Annotated in this window: 22 protein-coding genes; 13 read left to right on the plus strand and 9 right to left on the minus strand. The window is 68.8% G+C overall.

Annotated features, from left to right (window positions below):
* The first annotated feature begins 586 nt into the window (after positions 1-586).
* The 9 genes from AC3A4E_RS07510 (at position 587) to AC3A4E_RS07550 (ending at position 10,727) form a co-directional block, all read left to right on the plus strand.
* On the plus strand, positions 587-1,285 hold the full coding sequence (locus AC3A4E_RS07510) for a DUF4159 domain-containing protein (RefSeq protein ID WP_487630886.1): 699 nt from the start codon (positions 587-589) through the stop codon (positions 1,283-1,285).
* 35 nt (positions 1,286-1,320) lie between these two features.
* Positions 1,321-2,322 carry an AAA family ATPase gene (locus AC3A4E_RS07515; RefSeq protein ID WP_487630887.1) on the plus strand — a complete coding sequence of 334 codons (1,002 nt, stop codon included), beginning with the start codon at positions 1,321-1,323 and terminating at the stop codon, positions 2,320-2,322.
* A gap of 8 nt (positions 2,323-2,330) precedes the next feature.
* On the plus strand, positions 2,331-3,260 hold the full coding sequence (locus AC3A4E_RS07520) for a DUF58 domain-containing protein (RefSeq protein ID WP_487630888.1): 930 nt from the start codon (positions 2,331-2,333) through the stop codon (positions 3,258-3,260).
* A complete protein-coding gene (locus AC3A4E_RS07525; RefSeq protein WP_487630889.1) occupies positions 3,257-4,405 on the plus strand; it encodes a BatA domain-containing protein in 1,149 nt (382 codons plus the stop codon). The genes AC3A4E_RS07520 and AC3A4E_RS07525 overlap by 4 nt, the downstream gene beginning before the upstream one ends.
* Positions 4,402-6,639, plus strand: coding sequence for a hypothetical protein (locus tag AC3A4E_RS07530; RefSeq protein WP_487630890.1), 2,238 nt, complete (start codon positions 4,402-4,404; stop codon positions 6,637-6,639). The genes AC3A4E_RS07525 and AC3A4E_RS07530 overlap by 4 nt, the downstream gene beginning before the upstream one ends.
* Positions 6,636-8,450 carry a carboxypeptidase regulatory-like domain-containing protein gene (locus tag AC3A4E_RS07535; RefSeq protein ID WP_487630891.1) on the plus strand — a complete coding sequence of 605 codons (1,815 nt, stop codon included), beginning with the start codon at positions 6,636-6,638 and terminating at the stop codon, positions 8,448-8,450. Before AC3A4E_RS07530 ends, AC3A4E_RS07535 begins: the two co-directional genes overlap by 4 nt.
* 28 nt (positions 8,451-8,478) lie before the next feature.
* Positions 8,479-8,823, plus strand: coding sequence for a GFA family protein (locus AC3A4E_RS07540; RefSeq protein WP_487630892.1), 345 nt, complete (start codon positions 8,479-8,481; stop codon positions 8,821-8,823).
* Positions 8,824-8,912: 89 nt separating this feature from the next.
* Positions 8,913-9,620, plus strand: coding sequence for a DUF4349 domain-containing protein (locus tag AC3A4E_RS07545; RefSeq protein ID WP_487630893.1), 708 nt, complete (start codon positions 8,913-8,915; stop codon positions 9,618-9,620).
* Between the two features lie 156 nt (positions 9,621-9,776).
* The gene (locus AC3A4E_RS07550; protein ID WP_487630894.1) at positions 9,777-10,727 is read left to right on the plus strand and encodes an aldo/keto reductase; all 951 of its coding nucleotides are present in this window, start codon (positions 9,777-9,779) and stop codon (positions 10,725-10,727) included.
* Positions 10,728-10,763: 36 nt separating this feature from the next.
* Here AC3A4E_RS07550 and AC3A4E_RS07555 read toward each other — a convergent pair whose 3' ends face one another.
* Positions 10,764-11,060 carry a hypothetical protein gene (locus AC3A4E_RS07555; RefSeq protein ID WP_232137791.1) on the minus strand — a complete coding sequence of 99 codons (297 nt, stop codon included), beginning with the start codon at positions 11,058-11,060 and terminating at the stop codon, positions 10,764-10,766.
* A 107-nt stretch (positions 11,061-11,167) separates the two neighbouring features.
* On the opposite strand from AC3A4E_RS07555, the gene speG reads away from it, so the two are divergent.
* Positions 11,168-11,740 carry a spermidine N1-acetyltransferase gene (gene speG, locus AC3A4E_RS07560; protein ID WP_487630895.1) on the plus strand — a complete coding sequence of 191 codons (573 nt, stop codon included), beginning with the start codon at positions 11,168-11,170 and terminating at the stop codon, positions 11,738-11,740.
* Here the strand turns inward: speG and AC3A4E_RS07565 are convergent, their stop codons facing one another.
* Positions 11,741-12,262 (minus strand): GNAT family N-acetyltransferase, encoded by a 522-nt coding sequence (locus tag AC3A4E_RS07565; RefSeq protein WP_487630896.1) that lies wholly within the window; start codon positions 12,260-12,262, stop codon positions 11,741-11,743.
* A gap of 5 nt (positions 12,263-12,267) precedes the next feature.
* Entirely contained in the window at positions 12,268-13,206 is a 939-nt protein-coding gene (locus AC3A4E_RS07570) for a peptidylprolyl isomerase (protein WP_487630897.1), read from the minus strand.
* Between the two features lie 121 nt (positions 13,207-13,327).
* Between AC3A4E_RS07570 and AC3A4E_RS07575 the strand changes: the two genes are divergently transcribed.
* Positions 13,328-13,702 carry a PadR family transcriptional regulator gene (locus tag AC3A4E_RS07575; RefSeq protein WP_232137785.1) on the plus strand — a complete coding sequence of 125 codons (375 nt, stop codon included), beginning with the start codon at positions 13,328-13,330 and terminating at the stop codon, positions 13,700-13,702.
* Positions 13,699-14,607 carry a sensor domain-containing protein gene (locus tag AC3A4E_RS07580; protein WP_487630898.1) on the plus strand — a complete coding sequence of 303 codons (909 nt, stop codon included), beginning with the start codon at positions 13,699-13,701 and terminating at the stop codon, positions 14,605-14,607. The genes AC3A4E_RS07575 and AC3A4E_RS07580 overlap by 4 nt, the downstream gene beginning before the upstream one ends.
* A 90-nt stretch (positions 14,608-14,697) precedes the next feature.
* On the opposite strand, the gene AC3A4E_RS07585 is transcribed toward AC3A4E_RS07580, so the two are convergent.
* A complete protein-coding gene (locus tag AC3A4E_RS07585) occupies positions 14,698-16,038 on the minus strand; it encodes a polyhydroxyalkanoate depolymerase (RefSeq protein ID WP_487630899.1) in 1,341 nt (446 codons plus the stop codon).
* A gap of 96 nt (positions 16,039-16,134) precedes the next feature.
* The gene (locus tag AC3A4E_RS07590) at positions 16,135-16,725 is read right to left on the minus strand and encodes a class I SAM-dependent DNA methyltransferase (RefSeq protein ID WP_232137782.1); all 591 of its coding nucleotides are present in this window, start codon (positions 16,723-16,725) and stop codon (positions 16,135-16,137) included.
* Positions 16,726-16,864: 139 nt separating this feature from the next.
* Between AC3A4E_RS07590 and AC3A4E_RS07595 the strand changes: the two genes are divergently transcribed.
* Positions 16,865-17,323: a HemJ family protein gene (locus tag AC3A4E_RS07595; protein ID WP_487630900.1), complete on the plus strand. Its 459-nt coding sequence runs from the start codon at positions 16,865-16,867 to the stop codon at positions 17,321-17,323.
* A 19-nt stretch (positions 17,324-17,342) separates the two neighbouring features.
* Here AC3A4E_RS07595 and AC3A4E_RS07600 read toward each other — a convergent pair whose 3' ends face one another.
* From AC3A4E_RS07600 to AC3A4E_RS07615, 4 genes are all read right to left on the minus strand, one after another.
* Complete coding sequence (locus AC3A4E_RS07600) at positions 17,343-19,001, minus strand: GGDEF domain-containing protein (RefSeq protein WP_487630901.1); 1,659 nt, start codon at positions 18,999-19,001, stop codon at positions 17,343-17,345.
* A gap of 92 nt (positions 19,002-19,093) precedes the next feature.
* A complete protein-coding gene (locus AC3A4E_RS07605) occupies positions 19,094-20,275 on the minus strand; it encodes a patatin-like phospholipase family protein (RefSeq protein WP_487630902.1) in 1,182 nt (393 codons plus the stop codon).
* Positions 20,272-21,057, minus strand: coding sequence for a 3-hydroxybutyrate dehydrogenase (locus AC3A4E_RS07610; protein ID WP_487630903.1), 786 nt, complete (start codon positions 21,055-21,057; stop codon positions 20,272-20,274). Before AC3A4E_RS07610 ends, AC3A4E_RS07605 begins: the two co-directional genes overlap by 4 nt.
* A gap of 152 nt (positions 21,058-21,209) precedes the next feature.
* On the minus strand, positions 21,210-22,910 hold the full coding sequence (locus tag AC3A4E_RS07615; RefSeq protein ID WP_487630904.1) for an alkaline phosphatase family protein: 1,701 nt from the start codon (positions 22,908-22,910) through the stop codon (positions 21,210-21,212).
* Positions 22,911-23,014: the final 104 nt, after the last annotated feature.

Consider the following 23,014-nt stretch of genomic DNA (forward strand, 5'->3'; position numbering starts at 1 on the left):
ACCCGAAGGGCGCCGGCCATGGATGGCCGGCGTTTTCCGACCGAGCCAGGATGGCGAGTCGGAAAATCCCGGAACGAGTGACGCGCCGGGTGAGCTCCGTCGGGGAGGCCGTTTTCTTTGGTTCCGTTTCTTTTGGGCCAGCAAAAGAAATGAACCCGCTCGCCGCAAGGCGAGTGGAAGCTCTGGACTCTGCTTGTCTCGCCGAAGGCGCCGATAGAAGCGAGGAGCAAACGCTTTCGTCCGCTGACGCGGCCGAGTTCATTTCTTTTGGTAGACGCCAAAAGAAACAGAACCAAAGAAAAACGTCTCCCCGAGGAAGCAAATCCGGTGAGTCACTCGTTCCGGGATTTTTCGACTCGCCATCCATGGCTCGGTCGAAAAACGCCGCACATCCATGTGCGGCACCCTCCGGGTCTGCGGTGTGCGTTGACCGTTCACTGAAGATCCAGAGCCAGAGCCAGATCCAGAGCCAGAGCCAGAGCCAGAGCCAGAGCCGAAGCTGGAGCCAGTGCCAGAGCCACTCCCAGAGCGAAGTTGGGCGCCATCCGGGCGCGTGGCTGTCGAAATCGGCAAGAGGCCCCGCGCGATGAACCGCCGCCAATCCCTGCAACTGCTGCTCGCCAGCGCAGCAACGCTCGCGCTGCCACAACTCGCGGCCCAATCGGCCCGCTACGACTTCTGGTTCACCCGCCTGCGCTATGAATCCGGCAACTGGGATGTGGACCAGCGGATGCCGTCCAACGTCATCACCTCGCTGATCGACTACACCAGCCTGCGGGTCGATCCCGAGGAGCGAGTGGTCGCGCTGTCGGATCCGAAGATGCTGGCGTCGCCGTTCTGCTATCTCGCCGGGCACAAGCTGGTCGAGTTCAGTCCGGCCGAGCGACGCAATTTCGAGCGCTACGTGCGCGGCGGTGGCTTCGTGTTCGTCGATGACTGCAATCACGACATCGACGGGCTGTTCGCCAAATCGTTCGAGGCGCAGATGGCGGCGATCTTCGGCGCGTCGGCGCTGAAAGAGCTGCCTAACAACCATGCGCTTTACCGCAGCTTCTTCCAGTTCCCGGACGGTCCGCCGGCGACGAGTTTCGAGCTCAATGGCTGGGGCGACGATCTGGTGCACGACTATCTGAAGGGCATCACGATCGACGGGCGCCTGGCCGTGCTCTACAGCAACAAGGATTACGGCTGCGAGTGGGATTACGACTGGCGCAACAAGCGTTTCCTGGCCGAGGACAACACGAAGTTCGCGGTCAACATCGTCATGTATGCGTTGAGCGCATGACCATCTTTTTTCCACATACATGCCATGAGGCACGCATGACCGACACCGCTCCCACCGAATCCGATCTGCAGGCCCGTCTCGCGCAACTCGATGCCTTGCGCAGTGCGATCGGGCAAGCGGTCGTCGGGCAGGCCGATGTGGTCGAGCAACTGCTGGTCGCGTTGCTCGCGGGTGGTCATGTGCTGCTCGAAGGCGTGCCCGGTCTGGGCAAGACGCTTCTGGTGCGCACGTTGGGACAGGCGCTTGATCTCGGCTTCCGGCGCGTGCAGTTCACGCCCGATCTGATGCCCAGCGATCTGCTCGGCACCGAATTGCTAGAGGAAGATCACGGCACCGGCAAGCGCCACTTCCGGTTCCAGGAAGGCCCGGTGTTCACCCAGCTGCTGCTGGCCGACGAGCTCAACCGCACGCCGCCCAAGACCCAGGCCGCGTTGCTGGAAGCGATGGCCGAGCACACCGTCAGCCATGCCGGTGTCACCCGCGCGTTGCCGCGGCCGTTCTTCGTACTGGCCACCCAGAACCCGATCGAGCAGGCCGGCACCTATCCCTTGCCCGAGGCGCAGCTCGACCGCTTCCTGCTGCACGTTGCGCTCGGCTATCCCGTTGCAGACGAAGAGCAGGCGATTCTCGCGCGCACCACCGGCACCGCCGAGGCCGAGGTGCCGCGGGTCATGGGCGCCGACGCGGTGCTCGCGCTGCAGGCGCTGGTGCGCCAGGTGCATGTGAGCGAGGACCTGCTGGCGTGGATCACCGCGCTGGTGCGCGCGACGCGGCCGGGCGAGGGCGCTCCGGAGGTCGTGCGCGAATACGTGCGCTGGGGCGCGGGTCCGCGCGCCGGGCAGTCCCTGGTGCTCGCGGCGAAGGCACGTGCGCTGCTGCAGGGCCGGCTCGCGGCGACACGCGAGGATGTCGCGGCCTTGCTCGCGCCCGTGCTGCGCCATCGTCTGGTGCTGTCGTTCGCGGCAGAAGCCGCGCAGATCGATGCCGATGCGGTCATCGCAGGCCTGCTGCGCGTCTTGCCCGCGCCGGCGCGCTGATCCCCGCGATGGCGATTGCGGGACCCGACGTATTCGGAACGCCTTCGGCCGAAGCCGTCGGCGACGTGCTGTCGCCCGCGCTGCGCTCGCTGCTCGCGACGCTGCGCCTGCGGCCGCGTCACGCACCGGGACGACAGGGCATCGGCCACCACGCGAGCCGCAACCGCGGCAGCGGGCTCGAGTTCTCCCAATACCGCGCCTACGAATCGGGCGACGAGCCGCGGCAGATCGACTGGAAGCTCTACGCGCGCAGCGATCGTTTCTTCGTCCGCGAGGCCGAGCGCGACAGCCCGGTGCGTGCGTGGGTGTTGCTCGACACCACGGCATCGATGACCCAGGCCGACGAGGCCGCGCCGACGCGCACGCGCTTCGACGTCGCGCGGTTGCTGACGACCTGCGTCTACGAGATCGCGCAGCGGCAGGGCGATGCCTGCGGCCTGGTGCTATGCGGTGGTGCTGGCATCGCGCTGGTGACCCCGGGTACCGGTCCGCGCCAGCGCGACCGGCTACGGCATGCGCTGGCCGCGGTGCGTCCGGGTGGCGAATGGCCGGAGGCGAAGGCGCTTGCGCCCGCGTGGGGCCGCATCGCGCGTGGCGATCTCGTCGTCGCGATCGGCGACTGGTTCGACGACGCCCCAGTCGAGCAGCTGGTCCAGCTCGCCAACGCCGGCCGCGACGTGACCGCGCTGCAGGTGCTGACCGCCGACGAACGCGATTTCCCGTTCCGCGACGGACGCCGCTTCGTGGAACAGGAGGCCGGCGAATCGCTGCTCGGCGATGGGCCCGCGCTGCGCGCGGATTACCTCGCACGCTTCGAGACTGCGCGACGTGCGTTGGCGGCGCGATTCGCGGCGGCCGGCATCCGCTTCGCGACACACGTGATCGATACGCCGCCGGCAACCGTCCTTGGCGCACTGTTCGGTGACCGCGCGCCATGAGTGTCGGTCTGCTCGCGCCGGCCGCGCTCGTGGCGCTGATCGCACTGCTGTTGCCGCTCTTGTTGCATCTGGCACGTCGAGACGCAACGAGGCCCACGCCTTTCGCCGCGCTGCGCTGGCTGCGCGAACGCCCGAAGCCGCGGCGCCGCCTGCGCTTCGACGACTGGCCGCTGCTGCTGGTGCGGTTGCTGCTGTTGGCACTGATCGCGGTGTGGCTGGCGTGGCCGGTGCTGCATGGCGAAACCGCGCCGACGCGTTGGACCGTCGTCGTGCCCGGCGTTGCCGACGATGCACTACCGCGTATCGAGGACGGCGTACCGGCGCCGCGCTGGCTTGCGCCCGGATTTCCCGAAGTGGTCGGCGAATCCGCGCCCGCACGCAACGGGGCCAGTGTCGCCAGCCTGTTGCGCGAGCTGGACATGACCGCGCCGAGCGGCACCGCGTTGACGGTGCTGGTGCCCGAGACGATCGACGGCGCCGACGGTGGACGCATCGTGCTGTCGCGGCCGGTCGACTGGCAGATCGTGGCCGGCAGTGAACCCGACACGGACGCACCGCCGGTCCTGCCGCCGCGTCTCGATGTCTTCGGCATTGCCGCCGACGATCCGGCGTTGCGCGTGCTGCGCGCTGTCGCACGCGCGTGGCGCCCCGATGATGCCGATGCGTTGCGCATCGGACACGCAGACGACGCGCCGCGCGCGGATGCGATTGCCGTGTGGTGGGGCGACACCGCGCCCCCCGCTGCGTTGCGCACCGAAGCGCCTAGTCGCGTTTTGCTGCTGGGGCCGGACGTACCGCGCGAGGAAGTCGACTGGCAGTCGCTTCAGCAGGACGCGAACGGCATAACCGTGTTCGAACGTGCCGTCTGCGGCGAGGCGACCTGCATACGTGTCGCGCAGGCCGTCGATCCGGCGACGATGGCCGCTGTGCTCGATCCCGGATTCCCGTCGCGCCTGCGCGAGCTGCTGCAGCCGCTACCCGCACCGCAGCGCATCGCGGCCACGGATCTGGCGCCATCGACCGGCGCCGATGTCTGGCCGCCGACGCCACGCGACCTGCGGCCCTGGTGGGCCTTGCTCGTCGCGCTGGCATTCGCGCTGGAGCGCTGGATGGCTGCGGCGCCGCGTCGGAACCACGCGGCATGAGCGTCACTGCACAGCTGACCCGCACTCTTGGCGCCGCGCGCCGACGCGCGGTCGCGCGCGTGCTGCTTTGCGCACTGCCGCTGGTCGCGGGCATCGCAGTGCTGGTGTGGCGGCTCGTGGGCACACCGCTCGCTGCCGGTGTCGCGCTGGTGGGGCTGGTGATCGCCGCGTGGCTGGCGTCGCGTCGCATGGCGCGCTTCGATCGCACATGGCTGACACGCCGCCTGGACGCGGATCGCACCGACATGGACGACAGCGCCGCGCTGGTGTTCGCGCGTGCGGAGACGCTCGGTGCGCTGCAGCGCCTGCAGCAGTCGCGTCTACAGGCACGACTCGCGACTGCACCGTGGGCGCCTGCACCTGCACGGTTTCCGACGCGCGCTATCGCGGCAGCCTGGGTTTCGGGCGCGATACTGATCGCAGCGGCTGTGTGGTGGCCGTCCCTTACGCCGCACGCGGATGCACAGACGCGCGCGGCGTCGCGGTCCGCTGCGGTGAACGGAACGCCCGTGCTGCAGTCGCAATCGTTGCGGATTGATGCACCGGCCTACACCCGCCAGGCAATGCGCACGCAAACCGAACTGGACGCGCAGGCGCCTGCAGGCGCGACGTTGCGCTGGACGCTGCGCTTCGCGCCGCAGCCGCAGCGTGTCGCGCTGCGGTTGCACGACGACAGCGAGATCGCATTTGTGCGCGAGGGCGAGGACTGGGTCGCCACGTTGCGGCTCGACCAGTCCTGGCTGTATCGCATCGCGGTCGATGGCGACACCGACCACATCCTGGCGCGCGCGCAGCGCTGGCGGCTGGATGCGGTGCCGGACCGGCCGCCCGAGGTGCGCGTGCGCACGCCGGAGGAGACGCTGTCGACCTATACGCGCGGACAGCGCGCCTGGGCGCTGGCGTTCGAGGCCAGCGACGATCACGGCGTCGCGGCGGACGCGCAGCTGCGGATCACGGTCACGCGCGGCAGTGGCGAAGCGATCACGTTCGAGGACCGCACGATGCCGCTGCGCGGACGCGGCGATGCGCGCGCGTTGACCTTCGCAACGACGCTCGATCCGGTCGCACTCGGGCTGGAAGAGGGCGGCGATCTCGTCGCCCAGCTCGAAGTGCGCGACAACCGCGTGCCGGCACCGCAACGTGCCCGCAGCGCCAGCCTGATCCTGCGTTGGCCAACGCCGGCACCGGTCGATGCGGATGGGCTCGAAGGACTCGCGCGCGATGTGCTGCCCGCGTACTTCCGCAGCCAGCGCCAGATCATCATCGATGCCGAAGCCCTGATCGCCGAACAGCCGCGCATCGAGCGCAGCGCCTTCGAAGGACGCTCGGATGCCCTCGGCGTGGACCAGCGCATTCTGCGGCTGCGCTACGGCCAGTTCCTCGGCGAGGAATCGGAAGGGGGCCCACGCCCGCCGCCGACCGACGATGCCGAAGCGCCGCCTCCACCACCGCGCAAACCGCTGCCGATCGACGACTTCGGCCAGACCGATACGCCGGTGGTGGACACGCACGACGATGACGATGACGATCACGCGCACGACGATGCGCCCGCTGCACAGGGCGCGGCCACGCACCACGATCACGACCATGCACCGCAGAACGCGATGACCTTCGGTCGCGCCGATGACGTGCTGGCGACGTTCGGCCACACCCACGATCTGCCGGAAGCGGCGACACTCCTCGATCCGAAGACGCGCGAGATCCTGCGCGGCGCGCTGCAGGCGATGTGGCAGTCGGAACTGCATCTGCGCCAGGCCGCGCCGCGTGAGGCGTTGCCGCATGCGAACCGCGCGCTGGAGCTGATCAAGCAGGTGCAGGAAGCCGACCGCATCTATCTGGCGCGTGTCGGATCCTCGCTGCCACCCGTCGATCCCGCACGGCGGCTCGGCGGTGATCGCGACGGCATCGCGCCGCGCGCCGTGCCGGCGCCGGACGTGGACAACGACAAAGCACCCGCAAACGTCTGGCGCGCGCTTGCGTGGAACGATGCGCCGGATCTCGATGCATTGATCAGCTGGGCGCGGGCGCACCCGCGCCAGGTTGACGATCCGCTCGCGCTGCTGGCCGCCGTCGATGCGTTGCGCCGCGACGCGGGCTGCGTCGACTGCCGGCAGGCGCTGCGGGGACAGCTGTGGCGCGTGCTGCAGCGACCGCTGCCGGCGCCCGCACGGCGTGCAGCGCCGGATGCGATGGGCGCGCGTTATCTCGATGCATTGCAGGAAGACGCCCCATGAGCCCGGAACGCTGGCTGCTCATCGTGCTCGTGGTCGGCGCCGCACTTGCCGTGCTGCGGCTGGTCGTGGGTCATCTGCGCGCGACGCCCGATGCACGTCCCGCCGTGTGGCGCGTATGCGCGCTCGTCGCGCTGACGTTGGCGTCGACATCTCTGCTGTATCGCGGCCTGTTGCCGCCGCCCGTTGCGGTCGAACGCGGCACGCTGGCCGTCCTGACCGCCGGCGCGGACGGGCTTGCGGTGCCGGCGGCAGAGGCCGTCGTCGCCTTGCCGGAATCCGGCGACGGGCCGCCGGGGGCCGAACGCATGCCGGATCTGGCGACTGCGTTGCGTCGGCATCCCGATGCGCGCGCACTGGTCGTACTCGGTCACGGACTGGAGGCGCGGGATCGCGATGTGGTCGACGGTCGTGCGCTGGCGTTCGTGCCGGCCGAAGCGCCTGCCGGATTCGTCGAACTCGTCGCACCGGACCACACGGGCGCCGGTGCGCGTTTCGAAGTGCAGGGCCGCGTCGCCGGGATCGATGCGGCACGCGTGTCGCTGATGGATCCCGCGGGACGCCTCGTGTCGACCGTGGAGGCCGACGCCGCCGGACGCTTCCTGTTGGCTGCGTCCGCGCGCGATGCAGGCGCGACCCTGTTCGATGTCGTCGTGCACGACGCGGACGCGCGCGAGATCGAGCGCGTGCAGGTGCCGGTGATCGTTGACGCGGCAGCGCCGCTGCGCGTGCTGCTGATCGCGGGATCGCCGAATCCGGACATGCGCGCGCTGCGTCGCTGGGCCGAGGATGCGGGCCTGAGCTTGCGCTGGCGCACGACCTTTGGCGGCGGTGCGGGCGTGGGCGATGCGCCGGCCTTCGATGCCGCATCGCTCGCGCAGCAGGATCTGGTGCTGCTCGACACGCGCGCCTGGGACGGCCTCGGCGCCGGCGCGCGTGCGTCGTTGCTGACGGCCGTGCGCGGGGGGCTGGGCGTGCTGATCCATGCGCCGCAGACGCCATCTGCGGCTTTGCGTGGCTGGCTCCGCGGCGCCGGTCTGACGATCGAGACCGGCCTCGCGGTGGACTGGCAGCCGGACGTCGGCTCTGACGATGTCGCGCGCTTGCGCGCATGGATGGGACCGGGCAGCGACGACGCGCCCTTCGATCCATTGCTGGCCGGCGAAGCCGCACCGACGCTCGCGTTTCTGCCACTGTCGGGCGGCGCACCAGCGCACGGCAATGTGCCGTCCGGGATGATGCGCTGGCAGGCGGTCGGGCAGGGACGACTCGGTGTGGTCACGCTCGCCGACAGCTGGCAGCTGCCGCTGTCCGGACGCGGCGATCTGCACGCAGGGTTGTGGAGCGGTTGGGCGGCCGCGCTCGCGCGCGCCGGTGACGTGCAGCCGCCGCGTTTCGACGGCGAGTTCCGTGTGGACATGCGTTCGATGGTCTGCGGGCTGGACGCCGATGCACGCGTCCATGCGCCCGACGTCACGACGATCGCGCCGGTCCCCGATCCTGCGGCGAACGGCTGCGCCGGCATCTGGCCGACGGTGGCGGGCTGGCATCGCATTGAATCTGGTGCCGGCAGCTGGCCGTTTCTGGTCCGCGCAGACGGTGCCGCCGTGGGTCTCCACGTCACTGCGTTGCAGAGCGCGACGCAGGCGCTGGTGCGCGCATCGGACGCGACGCCCGACACGATGACGGCGACACGCCCGGGCCGCGCCTGGCCGTGGCTGCTGGCCTGGCTGTGCGTCACCGCCGCGCTGTGGGCGCTCGGCCGTGCGCGCATCGGGCGTACCCGAGTGCCGGCGCCCGCACCAGGCGCATAATCCCGCGGCACAAACTGGAGAGACGACGATGGCGCATACGGGGCGCTGCCACTGTGGCAGCCTGGCGTTCGAACTCGATGGCGAGATCGCCGAGGCTTACGACTGCAACTGCTCGATGTGCCGGCGGCGTGGCGGCCTGCTGGCATTCGCGGCCGCCGACGCACTGCGCGAAACCGGCAGCGGTACGCCGCAGACCTATCGCTTCAACACCCACAACATCGCCCATCACTTCTGCGGCACCTGCGGCATCGCGCCATACAGCCGCGGCGTTGGTCCGGACGGCGTGGAAATGGCCTGCATCAATGTGCGCTGCGTCGACGGGATCGATCTCACGGCGCTGAAGATCTTGCAGATCGATGGGGCGCGCCTGTGAGGCGCGTGCCTCTGCATTGGGTCGGCGCGTGGGTGCTCGCGGCTGCGTTGACAACCGGCTGCTCGTCAAAGTTGTCCGATGCGAACGGCATGGCCTATTCGGAAGCGGGCAGCGCGCCGACCGAAAACGCCGATGGCGCATTGCTGGCCTACGAGCACAGCGTCGGCGTGCAGCTCGACCGCGACATGATTCTGCCGCGGTTGCAGGCGATCCAGGCCGCGTGCCGCGATGCACGCTTCGGTGCGTGCACCCTGATCGAAGCGCAGCAGTCGGCCGGCGATCGCCCGTCCGCGCGTGCGGTGGTGCGTATGGCGCCCGCGGGCATCGAACCGATGATCGCGCTGGCAGGCGAGGGTGGCGAGGTCGGTGAGCGCAGCACGCGCGCCGAAGATCTCGCCGTCATCGTGCGTGACAACACCACCGAGCAGGATCGGCTGACGAAAGAAATGGCGCGGCTGCAGGCGTTCGAAGCGCGGCGCGATCTCTCCGTGGCCGACATGATCGCGTTGTCGGAGCGCATCGCCGCGACCGAAGCGCAGATCGAGGCCGCGCGTCGCGATGGTGCACAGCATCGCCGTCGCATCGACACGCAGCTGCTGACCGTGCAGCTGCGCGCACGCGACGGAGAGCAGGGCCGCAGCGAGATCGCGATGGCGTTCCGCGAGTTCGGCGGCACGCTCGCCACCGGCACCGCCTGGACGATCCGCGCGACTGCGTTTCTGTTCCCGTTGGCGATCGTCGGTGTCGCGCTGCTCGCCCTGCTGCGTGCGCTGTGGCGGCGACGTCGTCGCGGCTGATCGCCTCGAGCGCGCGTCGGTTGCCCGACGCGGTGGGGTACTGCAGACTCGGGACGCCGCATTTCAGCCGGCATTCCGTGCGCGCAGCGCGTGATCCAGCACCGCGCCGGTTTCCGACGCAGGCCCGGCCTGCGCCATCCATGCAAGGAGGACGCCATGGTCACCCGTCGCGATGCCCTGAAACTCTCACTCGGTGCCGGCCTGTCGCTGGCATTGCCCGGCACGCTGTTCGCCGCTACGCCCGCGCCGATGCTGACGCGCCCGATTCCGTCGAGCGGCCAGCGTATTCCCGTCGTCGGTCTCGGCAGCTCGGCAACGTTCTCGTCGACCGCGCGCGACGATGCATCCGCGCTCAATGAGGTGCTGCGCGCGCTGGTCGACCAGGGCGGCGCGGTGTTCGACACCGCGCCCAGCTACGGCGCCTCGGAAGAGGTCGCCGGCAAGGCCGTGCAGGATCTCGGCATCGCCGATCGCGTGTTCTGGGCGACCAAGGTCAATGTCGCCGGTCGCGAAGCGGATGCCAAGGCCGATCCGGCCGGTGCGCGCGCGCAGATCGAAGCTTCGTTCTCGCGCCTGGGCCGCGACACGATCGATCTGATCCAAGTGCACAACCTCGGCGACGTGCCGACCCAGCTCGGCATCCTCAAGGAGCTGAAAGAAGCCAAGCGCGTGCGCTACATCGGCGTCACCTCGACCAGCAAGCCGGCCTATCCGAAGCTGATCGAGACGATGCGCAACGAGCCGCTGGATTTCATTGGCGTGGATTACGCGATTGACAACCGCGACGTCGAGGAAACGATTCTGCCGCTGGCCGCAGAGCGCGGCATCGGTGTGCTGGTCTACGCGCCGTTCGGGAGGACGCGGCTGTGGCGTCGCGTCGGCGAGACGCCGGTGCCGGAGTGGGCGGCGGAGTTCGATGCGGCCACGTGGGGCCAGTTCTTCCTGAAGTTCGTACTGTCGCATCCGGCGGTCACGTGCGCGACGCCGGCGACGAGCCGCGCCTCGAACCTGATCGACAATCTCGGCGCGGGCCGTGGTCGCCTGCCGGATACCGCGCAGCGCGAGCGCATGGCCAGGCTGATCGAGGCATTGCCGGCGGCGAGCTGAGTCCAGCGAGCCCGCCGCCGCGCGCGGTGTGCGGGCTCAGCCTTCTTCTTCGGTCTCGAATTCGACGACCGCGTCGAGATCGAACGCCAGCGCCTCGATTGCCTCGCGCACCTTGCGCTCGGTCGAGGGATTGCCGACCTCGACTTCGATCTCGTGCATCTTCGGGCCGGCGACATCGCTGAGGCCGGCGGAGCTGGAATCGGCATCGTCCATGTGCGGCATCAGGTCGTCGATTTCCTCGACGTGCTCGATGCCCTCCACGCTCGACAGAAGATTGATCACCGCGCGTGCGGTGTCGTCGCTGCCGGTGAGGCGGATGCGGAGCATGGGCATGTCGGTTCCTTGTGGTGCGGGGGATGACGTGCAGGCTAGGCAGCGAAACGGAAAGCCGACGTGACGACACCACACCTCTGTCACCTGCGGGGCGTAGGCTCATGCCCATGAATGCGAACGCGCCCACGACCGAAACCGCCGACGAACAGTTGCCGGTCCTGCTGCGTCCACTCGAACGCGGCGATCTGCATTTCGTCCACGAGCTCAACAACAACCGCACGGTGATGAGCTACTGGTTCGAGGAGCCCTACGAATCCTTCGTCGAGCTCGAGGAGCTGTTCCGCAAACATATCCATGACCAGAGCGAACGCCGCTTCATCGTCGAAGACGGCGGCCACACGCGCGTGGGCATGGTGGAGCTGGTCGAGATCGATCATCTGCACCGGCGCGCCGAGTTCGCGATCATGATCTCGCCGACGCACCAGGGCCGCGGCTATGCGCGGCCGGCGACGTCGCTCGCGATCGCCTACGCGTTCCGCGTGCTCAATCTCTACAAGCTGTACCTGCTGGTCGACGTGGACAATGCCGCGGCGATCCACGTCTATGAATCGCTGGACTTCCAGCGCGAAGGCGTGCTGGTTGACGAGTTCTTCAGCGACGGCCGCTATCGCAGCGCGATCCGCATGTGCCTGTTCCAGCACCAGGCGCTGGGCAGCGACGACAGCCGCCGCGACGCCTGATCAGGCGCGCGGTCGCAGGCGCTCGAAGGTCAGCGTGGTCTCATCGTGGTACTGCGTCGGACCCGTTTCGACATAGCCGAGCTTGCCGGCCAGTTTCCGCGACGGCGCGTTGTCCGGATTGATGATGCAGACGCTGCGCCCGCCGAAGGGTTGTGCGTCGAACCAGGTGTGCATCGCCTGGGTGGCTTCCGACGCGATTCCGCGACCGTGCGCTTCCTTGGCGAACACCCAGGCACCTTCGGGCGAGGCGGAGAACGCATCACCGAGACCACGCCGGAAATCCGCGAAGCCGGCGCCGCCGACGTTGCGGCCGGTTTCGCGTTCGATCACCGCGAAGATGCCGAAGCCGAATGCGGTCCAGTGGCCGATGTAGCGCAGCAGCCGGTTCCAGATGTCCTCGTCGCTGGGCACGATCGAGGTGATGTGCCGCATCACCTCGGGGTCGCGGATCATCGCCCGCAGCGCGTCGAAGTCGTCGATCGTGTGCGGACGCAACAGCAGGCGTTCGGTCTCGATGCGCATCGCGTTCAGCCTGCCGGCGGCGTGCGCACCGGCACGCTGATGTTGCACAAGTCGATGTGCCCGGCCGGCTGCACGTACCAGTCGTCGCGGCGGTTGCGGCGCGATTCCACCACGGCGTCGAACAGCGGCGTGTCGGTGCGCAGCACTTGCAGCGGCGTGCGTTCGTTTGCTGGCACTTCGGAGGCGAGGCGGATGCGGCGGATCGGCGTGCGCTGCTTCGGGTCCTCGTAGAAGCCCAGTGGACCGGTGCCGCGCGGCAGCACGCTCAGCAGTTCCATGCCCTGCAGCACGCGGCCGACGGTGGTGATGTTGCGGTCGAGCTGGCGCGGCGACTGCCCGGTGACGATGTAGAGCTCGGTGCCGTTGCTGGAATCGGGCGCCATGTCGCGGCCCGCGCCCAGCGTGCCGTAACAGTGCGCGAGCCACGCGCGGCCGGCGCCGTTGCGGTCGTCGCGCGCGGCCGGGAAGCCGTCGGCGAAACCGGTCTGCGCCGCCCAGCCGTCGGGATCGGGCAGCGCGTGGAAGGCGAGGCCGGCCGACGCGCGATCGAATTCGGCCGGCAACTTCGCGCGTGCGCTGCCGATCGGCTTGCCGGGTGCGCCGTCCTCGGTGATGTCGCCGAACTGCACGACGAAGTTGTCCTGCGAGCGGTACAGGGTGAGTCCGTTCCAGAAGCCGCCGCGGGCGAGGGTGCGGATGTTGGCGACGTGTTCGGGCGCGAACGCCGGCGCCAGCTCGATCACCACGCGGCCGCCGTCGACGTCCATGTACAGCAGGTTGGCCGGATCGGGCGTGCGCCAGTCCGCAGGTGTCGAGGCGTCCAGCAATTCCTGCGTGGAACGGGTCTCGACGCTCGCCGGCGCGCCGGACGTGGCGCAGCCGGCCAGCGCGAGCACGCAGGCGGCGAGGGTGGCGGACAAGGCGTGGCGCGACAGCTGGCGCATGGATGGATTCCCCGGAAGACAGCCCCCGATTGTGGCCGAGTCGATGGTCTGCGTGACTACCGGCACATCCGCTATAGCGAAGTCCGCACTAGTATCTGGATCAACCTAGCGGAGGTGGCCCATGGCCGACGCCCCTGATGACAGCGATCTGCAGCTGCGCAAGTTCCAGAAGGAACTGAGCGCGGGCACGGTGTCGCTGGCATTGCTGGCGGTGCTGGGCAGCGCAGGCGAGCCGATGTACGGCTACCAGATCGCCAAGCGTCTCGAATCGCTCGACGGCGTGCTCAGCGGCAAACAGAGCGCGCTGTATCCGGTGCTGCGCAACCTCAGCGCTGCCGGACTGCTCGACAGCCACGTGGAACCGTCCGTCGCCGGACCGCCGCGCCGTTACTACCGCATCACCGAGGCAGGGCGGACCACCCTGCAGCACTGGACCGCCGCCTGGCGGGCCACACGGGATTCCGTCGACGCCGTCCTGGAGGGGATACGCGAATGAACATGCACAAGCCACCGCAAAGCATCCCCGAGTATCTGGAACAGCTGCGCGTCGCGCTCACCGGCGCGGATCCCGCACTCGTGCAGGACGCGCTCTACGACGCCGAGGAATATCTGCGTTCGGAACTGGCCGAACAACCGGGTCGTTCGGAAGCCGAGGTCATCGCGTCGGTCGCGTCGAGCTACGGCGCGCCGGACGAAGTGGCCGATATCTACCGCGACACCGAGGTCAAGGTGCAGACCGCGCTGCGGCCGCCGGCGCCGAAGCCGCGCACGTCGCTGGTCGGCCGCTTCTTCGGCGTCGCCGCCGACCCGCGTACCTACGCATCGATGTTCTACATGGTGCTGTCGATGGCGACGGGCATCTTCTACTTCACCTGGGTGGTGACCGGCCTGTCGGTGTCACTGAGCCTGGTCGTCGTGCTGATCGGCATTCCGCTGCTGATCCTGTTCTTCGGTTCGGTACGGCTGTTGTCGCTGGTCGAGGGCCGGCTGGTCGAAGTGATGCTCGGCGAGCGCATGCCGCGCAGGCCGCTGTATTCGGCCCGCGGTCGCAATTGGCTGCAGCGCATCGGCGACATGTTCACCGACGTGCGCACCTGGAGCACGCTGTTCTACCTACTGCTGATGCTGCCGCTGGGCATCGTCTACTTCACGATCAACGTGACGCTGTTGTCGCTGTCGCTGAGTCTGATTGCGGCGCCACTGGCACTGCTCCCGGGCCTGCATCTCAACGTCTGGATGTTCGGCATCGACATCCCGCAGCAGGCGCCGTACCTGTTGCCGCTGGTCTCGGCGACCGGTGTGCTGCTGCTGTTCGCGAGCCTGCACCTGTTTCGCGCGATCGGCCGCATGCACGGCGGCATCGCCAAGCACCTGCTGGTGAAGACGGCGCAGTACAGCTGAGCGAGTGTTCTCCGATCCACGAAAAAGGCGCGCCGGTTTCGACCGGCGCGCCTTTTGTTCGCGTGATCCGCGCCTGCGTGGCGCGCGGTATCAGGTCGTCTTCTTCGTCGTCCGCTTCGCAGCCTTCTTGCGTGCGGTCTTCGCTGCGGGCTTTGCCTGCGCCGGGCTCGCGCCCTGCGCATGCGATGCGATGAACGCGCGCACCTGCGGATACACCTGCGTGCGCCAGCGGCGGCCGCTGAAGATGCCGTAGTGGCCGGCGCCCTCGACGGTGAGATGCGCGCGGTCGGCTTCGGACACGCCGGTGCACAGCGTGTGCGCGGCGCGGGTCTGGCCTTCGCCGGAAATGTCGTCGAGCTCGCCTTCGATCGTCAGCAGCGCGGTGCCGGTGATCTTCGACGGATCCACGCGCTCGCCGGCGACGACCCACTTGCCGCGCGGCAGCAGATGCTCCTGGAACACGATGCGGATGGTGTCGAGGTAGTACTCGGCCGGCATGTCGAGCACGGCGTTGTATTCGTCGTAGAAGCGGCGGTGCGACTGCGCGTCGTCATCGTCGCCTTTGACCAGATCGCGATAGAAATCCCAGTGCGATTCGAGGTGGCGCTCGGGGTTCATCGCCATGAAACCCATGTGCTGCAGGAAGCCCGGATACACCAGGCGACCGCGGCCGGGATAGTTCATCGGCACCGGATGGATCACGTTCTGTTCGAACCAGGCGTGCGGCTTCTCGGTCGCCAGATTGTTCACCGCGGTCGGCGACTGGCGGGTGTCGATCGGCCCGCCCATCATCACCAGCGAACGCGGCGTGGCTTCGCCGCGGCCGGCCATCAGCGAGACGGCGGCGAGCACCGGCACCGTCGGCTGGCAGACGCTGACGACGTGCAGGTCATCGGCGCCGATATGGCGGATGAAGTCCTCGATGTAGGCGATGTAGTCGTCGAGCGAGAACGCACCGGCTTCGGCCGGCACCATGCGCGCATCGATCCAGTCGGTCACGTAGACCTTGTGGTCGCGCAGCAGCGTGCGCACGGTGTCGCGCAGCAGCGTCGAGTGGTGGCCCGACAGCGGGGCGACGACGAGTACGGTGGGCTGCGCCTTGATGACTTCGAGATGCGCCGGATCATCGGTGTAGCGCTTGAAGCGCAGCAGCTTGCAGAACGGCTTCACCAGCGCGTCGAGTTGTACGACCGGATAGGTGCGGTCGTTGTCGTCGTTCTCGACGGCATGGATATCGAACGCCGGCTTCTCGTAGTCCTTGCCGATGCGGTACAGCAGCTCGTTGGCGGCGGAGAGCTGCTCGGAGCCGGGCAGGTTGGACAGCCAGGTGGTGTCGGCGCCGAACGCCTTCGCGTTTGCGTCGGCCAGCAGCGTCCACGGCTTCATCCAGGCGCGGCCCATTTCGTGCAGTTGGTAGAACAGCATCGGCATTCCGGTCAGTGGTGTTGCTGCGGCGCAGCATAGCGCATCGGCCGTGAACGGCCGGCGCGGCAGCGGGCAGGATTCAGCTGACGCGCTTGCGCTGGATCAGGCAGTTTCGAGCGCCGTGGCCGCGTCGGCCAGCTGCGGCGACAGCCAGCAATGCGAGCCGAGTGCGCGGAAGCCGGCAGCGGCGAAACGTTCCCGGTAGAAGCGGGCGGGGCGCTGCTTGAAACCGTCGTCGTCGCCTTCGGCGCCATCTTCGCGGGTGAAGCATTCGAGGAAGGCGACACCACCGGTGAGGTCGGCCAGGCCGGGCAGGCCGCGGTCGAGTTCGCGCGTGTCGAGATAATGCAGCACGTCGCTGCAGATCAGCAGATCGACCGGCGGGCAGGGCCGCAGCATCTCGAAATCCGCGAAGCGCGCGTGATGCAGATTGCGCGCACGACCGAAGCGTGACACCGCGTACTCGCTGGCATCGAAGCCGAGGTACTGCGCCTTGGGACGCAACTTGAGCAGTGGCGCGCGCCACGCCCCTTCGCCGGCGCCGATGTCGAGCACGGTGCGCAGCGGGCGCTCCAGGTGGTACTCGGCCGTCGCGACTGCGAGCGCAACCTTGCGCGCGAGACGCGCGGGGCCGCCGATGTCGCCGGCGCGATACCAGCGGTCGAAATAGGCGCGGTCGTATTGCTTGGACATCGAGGAGCCGGACAGGTGTGCGGGACGCGCATTCTAGGCGGTGGCGTCGACTGCGACACAGCGTCGCAGCGCGCATATGTGATGCGAACCGCACGCGCGGGCGTGCGATCCTTGCTCGTCAGTCGAGGGAGCCAGCGCGATGCAAGCCTATCTGTGGGTCAAGACCTTCCATCTCGTGTTCGTGATGGCGTGGATCGCCGCCGCGTTCTACCTGCCGCGCATTCTTATCAACCTCGTCGAAGCCGGCGACACCGTCAACGTGCGCGCGCGACTGGTGCTGATGGGCCGCCGCCTGTACCGCTTCGGCCACGTGATGCTGGGGCTCGCGCTGCTGCTGGGCCTCATCCTGTGGATGGGCTACACGTTCATCACCGACTTCCCGACGATGGCCCCGATGGGCGGCGGCGCCGGCTGGCTGCACGCCAAGCTCGGGCTGGTGGTGCTGTTGATCGTGCATTTCGTCGTCGCCGGACGCTGGCTCAAGGGCGTCGACAAGGGCCGAGCGCTGCCTTCGACGAAAGCACTGCGCTGGTTCAACGAGATCCCGGTGCTGCTGCTGGTCGGCGTGGTGTGGCTGGTACTCGCCAAACCGTTCTGAGGACGTCGCCTGCCGCGCGTCAGCGGCGGGCATCCAGGCGCAGCGAGGGCGCGTGGTCGTCGACGACCTGGTCGCGGCCTGCATGCTTGGCCTGGTACATGGCATCGTCGGCGCGTCGCAGCAATGCGACCGGATCTTCGTCGCCTGCAACGCGCGTCGTCATGCCGATGCTGACGGTGAGCTCCAGGCCGGGTACACCGAGGCCCTGCGCGGCGTTGGCGATCCGCTGACGCACCGCTTCCAGGCGGGTGCGGGCCGCGTAGGCCGGCATGCCGGGCAGCATCACCAGAAACTCCTCGCCGCCCATGCGTGCGACCGCATCACGCTGCCCGACTTCCGCCAGCAGAGCCCCGGCGACGGCGACCAGGACGCGGTCGCCCGCATCGTGGCCATGCGTGTCGTTGATGCGCTTGAACAGGTCGACGTCGACGAACCCGACCGACAGCGGCGCGGCCGCGTCATGGGGCCGCGCGAACCAGTCCCCGAGCCGCGTCATGCCCGCCCTGCGGTTGAGCAGGCCGGTCAGCGCATCGGTATCGGCGAGCTGCTGCATCGCGTCGCGCTGCGCGCGCAGTTGTCCGTAGCCGTTGGTCAGCGTGTAGGCCATCACGATGAGGAACCACGTCAGCACGAGCTGGATGATCTCGACGCGGTACTCGATGACCACGCGGCTGGTCGCGATCTGGGGCACGAACAGGGCCAGGAACGGCAGCACCGCGATGATCGCCGCGCACGCACGTCGATCGCCGTCGCGGATGGAGCGCCAGGCCACGTACATCAGGGCCAGCGCGGCCACGGCGAAACCGCCATCGATGACCGACCAGGCACCGCGCAGTGCCGACGCGGGCAGCAACGGCACGAGCAGGCCCGCTGCGGCGAGCAGCCAGATGCCGCGACGCACGGCCTTCCGCCAGCCGGCTGCGCGACCCAGGCTGCCGGACTGGCTCCACAGGCCGTACAGCAGCGCGGCCGCACCGAATGCCGTCAACGCGACCTGCCACCACGCTTCGTGCTGGCCGACCGGCAGCCAGGGGGTCGGATATCCGCTGAGGCCGTTGAGCGAGGCCTGCCACAGCAGCAGCACCAGACACATCGCCGCATGCGCCAGGAAGATGCGGTCACGCGCGCCGATGAAACCCATCAGCGCGGAGAACGCCAACGCCAGCGCGACGGCGAGGCAGGCGGTCCGCACGACCAGGCGCAGTGTGTCTTCCTGCTGCACGGGGCTCGGCCCACCGATGCGGATCGTCGGAATCCAGTGCGCCTTGACCGGCGGCACCCAGCCCACACGGACCGGGCTGTCGGTGCCGGCTTCCGGCACGACCACCATGCCGACACCGGCGCGGAAACGGGAGTCGCGCGAGCGCGCATCGTGCATGCGTCCACAGACCACGCGGTCGCCGAGTCCGATCATCACTTCGCCGGCGAACACGTTGAACACGTTCACCGCCTGGGGGGTGCCGGACCAGCCATCCGCCGGCGCGGGGATCTCGACCTGGTGCAGGGTGGCGAGCATCGCCGGATCGCAGTCCCGCATCGGCGTGCCGGCATCTGTGGCGGTGCCGCGGAGCAGATGGTCGGGACGCGCGGACGGCGTTGCCGCCTGGCAGGCGGCAAGGAAAGCCAGCAGCAGGACGAGCACGCAGCCGCGTGCCCATGGATTTCGATTTGGCTGCATCCTGCGGCTCCCCTGACCCGGGGCGCGACCGCACCCGGGCCGCGATTATCGCGCCTGCGGGGTCACTTTGGGCGCAGGCGAGCCGGAACGCTTCATCCGCCGGGCGACGCGCGATGCACGTCGTGGGTCGCCATCCCCAGATCGCGATCGGGCAGGTCGAACCAGGACGGGTGTGCCAGCGTGCCCTGCATGTCGCGCCGGCCGCTGTCCCAGTGTTCGCGCAGCGGGATGTGCCCGAACGCGTAGTCCTTGTTCTGCTGCTCGTGCGGCTTGGTCTGGTAGATCAGATGGATGACGTTGAACACGCGGTCGTCGAGGTAGGGCGTCAGCACGTCCTCGAGATGCGCCGGCAGCCGCCGGTCGGGCAGATGGCCGATCAGCTCCTTCAGCGAAGCCCGCAGCGTCTGCGCCATCTCCACCATGCGCGTGCCGTGGCGCGTGCGGCTGGAGAAGCGGATGTCCTTCATCCGCTCGAGCACATCGAGCATCGACGCAGGCGCCGCGCCACGCGCGCTCCACAGGTCGACCTGGAACACCAGCGTGTCCTCGTGCGGGCGGCAGTCGAGGATGTATTCCAGCGGCGTGTTGGAGACGATGCCGCCGTCCCAGTACGGCTCGCCGTCGATCTCGACCGCGGGAAACGCCGGCGGCAGCGCGCCCGAGGCGAGGACGTGCTCGACCCGGATGGGTTCCCGCGCGCTGTCGAAGTACCGGAAGTTGCCGCGGGTGACGCTGGTCGCGCCGACGGTCAGGCGCACGCCGCGATCTCGGTTGATGCGGTCGAAATCGACGAAGCGCAGCAGGGTCTCGCGCAGCGGTGAAGTGTCGTAGAAACTCGTCGCCGCATCGCTGCCGTCGCCGGGCAGCAACAGCGGCGAGATCGGCCGCGCCTCGAAGAAGCCACGCTGGCCCTGCAGCAGTGCGCCCATCGCGCTCATGCCGCGCGCCCACGACAGCAGCATCGGGTCCTCGGGCAAGCCGGCGATCGCGGTGCGGATCGCCAGCGCCGGCAGCGACATCGGGCCGGCCGGTTCGGTGATCGTGTGCCAGAACGCCTGCAGCTGCGCGATGCGGTCTTCGGGCGCATTGCCGGCGAGAATCGCGGCGTTGATCGCGCCGATCGAGATGCCGGAGAACCAGTTCGGTGCGATGCCGGCCTCGTGCAGGCGTTCGTAGACGCCGCACTGGTAGGCGCCGAGCGCACCGCCGCCCTGCAGCACCAGGGCGACGGTGGGATAGCGCGCGACGTGCCGGCGGACTGCGGCCTCGGTCACTGCATGTACCAGCCGTGGCTGACGACGAGGCTCTGGCCGGTCAGCGCATTGGTTTCGAACGCGGCCAGCGTCAGCGCGACATTGGCGACGTCGTCGACGGTCGTGAACTCGCCGTCCACCGTGTCCTTGAGCATCACGTTCTGGATCACCTCGTCCTCGCTGATGCCGAGCTCCTTTGCCTGCTCGGGAATCTGCTTGTCGACCAGCGGCGTGCGCACGAAGCCCGGGCAGATCACGTTGGCGCGCACGCCGTAGGCCGCGGCTTCCTTGGCGACCGTGCGGGCCAGGCCGAGCAGGCCGTGCTTGGCCGTGACGTAGGGCGCCTTGAGCTTGGACGCGGTGTGGGAATGCACCGAACCCATGTAGATGATCGCGCCGCCGGTCTTGCGCTTTTCCATGTCGCGCAGGCATTCGCGCGTGGTCAGGAACGCGCCGTCGAGATGGATGGCGAGCATCTTCTTCCAGTCGGCGTAGCTGAAGTCGGTGACCTTGTTGACGATCTGGATGCCGGCGTTCGACACCAGCACATCGACCTGGCCGTAGTGCGCGACGGCCTTGGCGATGCCGTCGACCACCTGCGCCTCGTCGGTGACATCCATCGCCACGGCCAGCGCATCACCACCGGCGTTGCGGATTTCGGTCGCGGTCGCTTCGGCCGCATCGAGCTTGAGATCGGCGATGACGACCTTGCCGCCCGCCTGGGCATAGACCTCGGCGATGCGCTTGCCGATGCCGCTGGCCGCGCCAGTCACCACGCAGACCTTGCCGTCGAGTCGATTCATGGGTGCCGCTCCGCTTCGAATGGGGATGCGGCCAGCTTAGCCCGTCGATGTTGCGGACCGCGTCGTACTTTCGGGCGATGCGGGATGCCGTGCGTAGAACGCTCCGTACGCGATCGGGCTGATCGTTCGCGTACGGATCAATGGCGTCGGCCTCAGTCGGCCGCGCGCACCGGTGCGTCCACCGGCGTCATCACCGGCAGGTCCACCGGCACGCTGTCGGCATTGCAGTGGCCGGTCGCGCACAGCTGCGTGCGCAGCGCGGGCGTGGCCTGCACGATCAGGTGATAGATCACGTTCTGCTCGACCGTGCCGCGGACCGCGTCGCTGCCGGGGCCGCGCGCCCAGATGCCGACGTCGTCGCCGCCGTGCGATTCGCTGCGCATCGGCACCAGCGCTTCCTGCATGAAGTCCGGATGCTCGGTGTCGACCTCGCGCAGGTCCGGTCGGCCGTCGGACGGCTCGAAGCTGCTGGGCTTGTGGTAATGGACCTTCGGGCCGGCCGGCTGCTGGTTGCTGGCGCCGGTGTAACCCGGACCGTTGGCATAGACCAGCGTGGTGTAGGGCAGGCCGTTCGCGTCGAGCGCGTAGGCGTTCGGGTCGTCGTCCTCGCTGACCCGCCCGCGTACCTTGCCCAGGATCGGATTGCCGCGGGTCGGATAGCCGACGAAGTTCAGCGTGTGCGAATGGTCGGCGGTGACGAGGATCAGTGTGTCCTCGGCAGACGTCGCCTCGGCCGCGGCCTGGACCGCACGCGACATCGCGACGGTCTCGTCGAGCGCGCGGTAGGCGTTGCCTTCGTGGTTGGCGTGGTCGATACGACCGCCCTCGACCAGCAGCACGTAGCCCTTGCCGTCGCGTGCCAGACGCTCGATCGCGAACCGGGTCATCTCGGCGAGATCCGGTTCGCCGTCGTCGCTCTGGTTGCGGTCGTGCTCGTACTGCATGTGGTCGGGTTCGAACAGGCCGAACACCGCGTCGGCATTCTTTGCTGCGCGCAGCTGCGCGGTGTTCCAGACGAACGCGCCGCCGGGATTGGCCGCGCGCCACTCGGCGGTGAGGTCGCGGCCGTCGAGACGCTGGCCGACCTTGTCGTCGTACTCGGGATCGCGCTCGCCCGCAGGCAGGAAGTTGCCGCGACCGCCGCCCATCAGGACCTTCGGCGCGCGACCCGGTGCGAAGTCGAGGATCTGCTGTGCAATGTCGCGGCAGCCCTGCGCGCGCGCTTCGTCCGGCACATCGACATCGTTTTCCCAGTTGCGGTCCGGTACGTGCGCGTAGGTCGCCGCGGGCGTGGCGTGGGTCAGACGCGCGGTGGTGACGATGCCGGTGTCGAGACCGGCATCACTGGCCAGGCGCAGCCACGACTGCACATGCCGCTGGCGGCTGTCCTCGCAGTCGAAGCGCGGGCCCGACGAGACGCCGATCGCGCCCATGTGCGACTTCACCCCGGTCGCGACCGCGGTCATCGTGCCGGCCGAATCGGGCGTCTGCGAATCGGTGTTGTAGGTCTTGGACAGCGCCGTGGCCGGGAACTGCTCCCAGCTCAGTGCGTGCTCCTCGCCGCTGCCGCCCAGGCGCTGGCCTTCGAAGATGCGCGCCGCCGCCACCGTGGTCAGGCTCATGCCATCGCCGAGGAACACGATGACGTTCTTCGCGTTGCCGCCCATCGCGCCGTTGCCGGCTGCGCGCGCCGCACCGCTGCGGTACCACCACTGCGCGGTCTCGTCGGCGCGGGACGCGGCCGGCGGCACATCGATGGGTCGGACATGGCCGGCGGTGGAGGGGCCGGAGGACGCGCACGCGGCGCAGAGCAGGGTCAGCGAGCAGGCGAGGCCTGCGTTCAGAAGGCGCATGGGGCAGAAGGATTCCGGAAAAAAGCCGCGCAATTATGCCCGCCGCGCATGTCAGCTTCACGGCGGTGCGACCGGCGCCGCGTTTCGATCGCCGCCGGATGTGG

The sequence above is a fragment of the Luteimonas sp. Soil_N_1 genome, assembly GCF_057656255.1.

Coding starts and splice junctions, on each gene's coding strand:
- speG (WP_487630895.1), top strand. CDS start 11,168: ATGAATGCGAACGCGCCCACGACCGAAACCGCCGACGAACAGTTGCCG.
- AC3A4E_RS07525 (WP_487630889.1), top strand. CDS start 3,257: ATGAGTGTCGGTCTGCTCGCGCCGGCCGCGCTCGTGGCGCTGATCGCA.
- AC3A4E_RS07520 (WP_487630888.1), top strand. CDS start 2,331: ATGGCGATTGCGGGACCCGACGTATTCGGAACGCCTTCGGCCGAAGCC.
- AC3A4E_RS07535 (WP_487630891.1), top strand. CDS start 6,636: ATGAGCCCGGAACGCTGGCTGCTCATCGTGCTCGTGGTCGGCGCCGCA.
- AC3A4E_RS07545 (WP_487630893.1), top strand. CDS start 8,913: ATGGCCTATTCGGAAGCGGGCAGCGCGCCGACCGAAAACGCCGATGGC.
- AC3A4E_RS07595 (WP_487630900.1), top strand. CDS start 16,865: ATGCAAGCCTATCTGTGGGTCAAGACCTTCCATCTCGTGTTCGTGATG.
- AC3A4E_RS07550 (WP_487630894.1), top strand. CDS start 9,777: ATGGTCACCCGTCGCGATGCCCTGAAACTCTCACTCGGTGCCGGCCTG.
- AC3A4E_RS07585 (WP_487630899.1), bottom strand. CDS start 16,038: ATGCCGATGCTGTTCTACCAACTGCACGAAATGGGCCGCGCCTGGATG.
- AC3A4E_RS07565 (WP_487630896.1), bottom strand. CDS start 12,262: ATGCGCATCGAGACCGAACGCCTGCTGTTGCGTCCGCACACGATCGAC.
- AC3A4E_RS07600 (WP_487630901.1), bottom strand. CDS start 19,001: ATGCAGCCAAATCGAAATCCATGGGCACGCGGCTGCGTGCTCGTCCTG.
- AC3A4E_RS07530 (WP_487630890.1), top strand. CDS start 4,402: ATGAGCGTCACTGCACAGCTGACCCGCACTCTTGGCGCCGCGCGCCGA.
- AC3A4E_RS07575 (WP_232137785.1), top strand. CDS start 13,328: ATGGCCGACGCCCCTGATGACAGCGATCTGCAGCTGCGCAAGTTCCAG.
- AC3A4E_RS07555 (WP_232137791.1), bottom strand. CDS start 11,060: ATGCCCATGCTCCGCATCCGCCTCACCGGCAGCGACGACACCGCACGC.
- AC3A4E_RS07515 (WP_487630887.1), top strand. CDS start 1,321: ATGACCGACACCGCTCCCACCGAATCCGATCTGCAGGCCCGTCTCGCG.
- AC3A4E_RS07610 (WP_487630903.1), bottom strand. CDS start 21,057: ATGAATCGACTCGACGGCAAGGTCTGCGTGGTGACTGGCGCGGCCAGC.
- AC3A4E_RS07615 (WP_487630904.1), bottom strand. CDS start 22,910: ATGCGCCTTCTGAACGCAGGCCTCGCCTGCTCGCTGACCCTGCTCTGC.
- AC3A4E_RS07540 (WP_487630892.1), top strand. CDS start 8,479: ATGGCGCATACGGGGCGCTGCCACTGTGGCAGCCTGGCGTTCGAACTC.
- AC3A4E_RS07570 (WP_487630897.1), bottom strand. CDS start 13,206: ATGCGCCAGCTGTCGCGCCACGCCTTGTCCGCCACCCTCGCCGCCTGC.
- AC3A4E_RS07580 (WP_487630898.1), top strand. CDS start 13,699: ATGAACATGCACAAGCCACCGCAAAGCATCCCCGAGTATCTGGAACAG.
- AC3A4E_RS07590 (WP_232137782.1), bottom strand. CDS start 16,725: ATGTCCAAGCAATACGACCGCGCCTATTTCGACCGCTGGTATCGCGCC.
- AC3A4E_RS07510 (WP_487630886.1), top strand. CDS start 587: ATGAACCGCCGCCAATCCCTGCAACTGCTGCTCGCCAGCGCAGCAACG.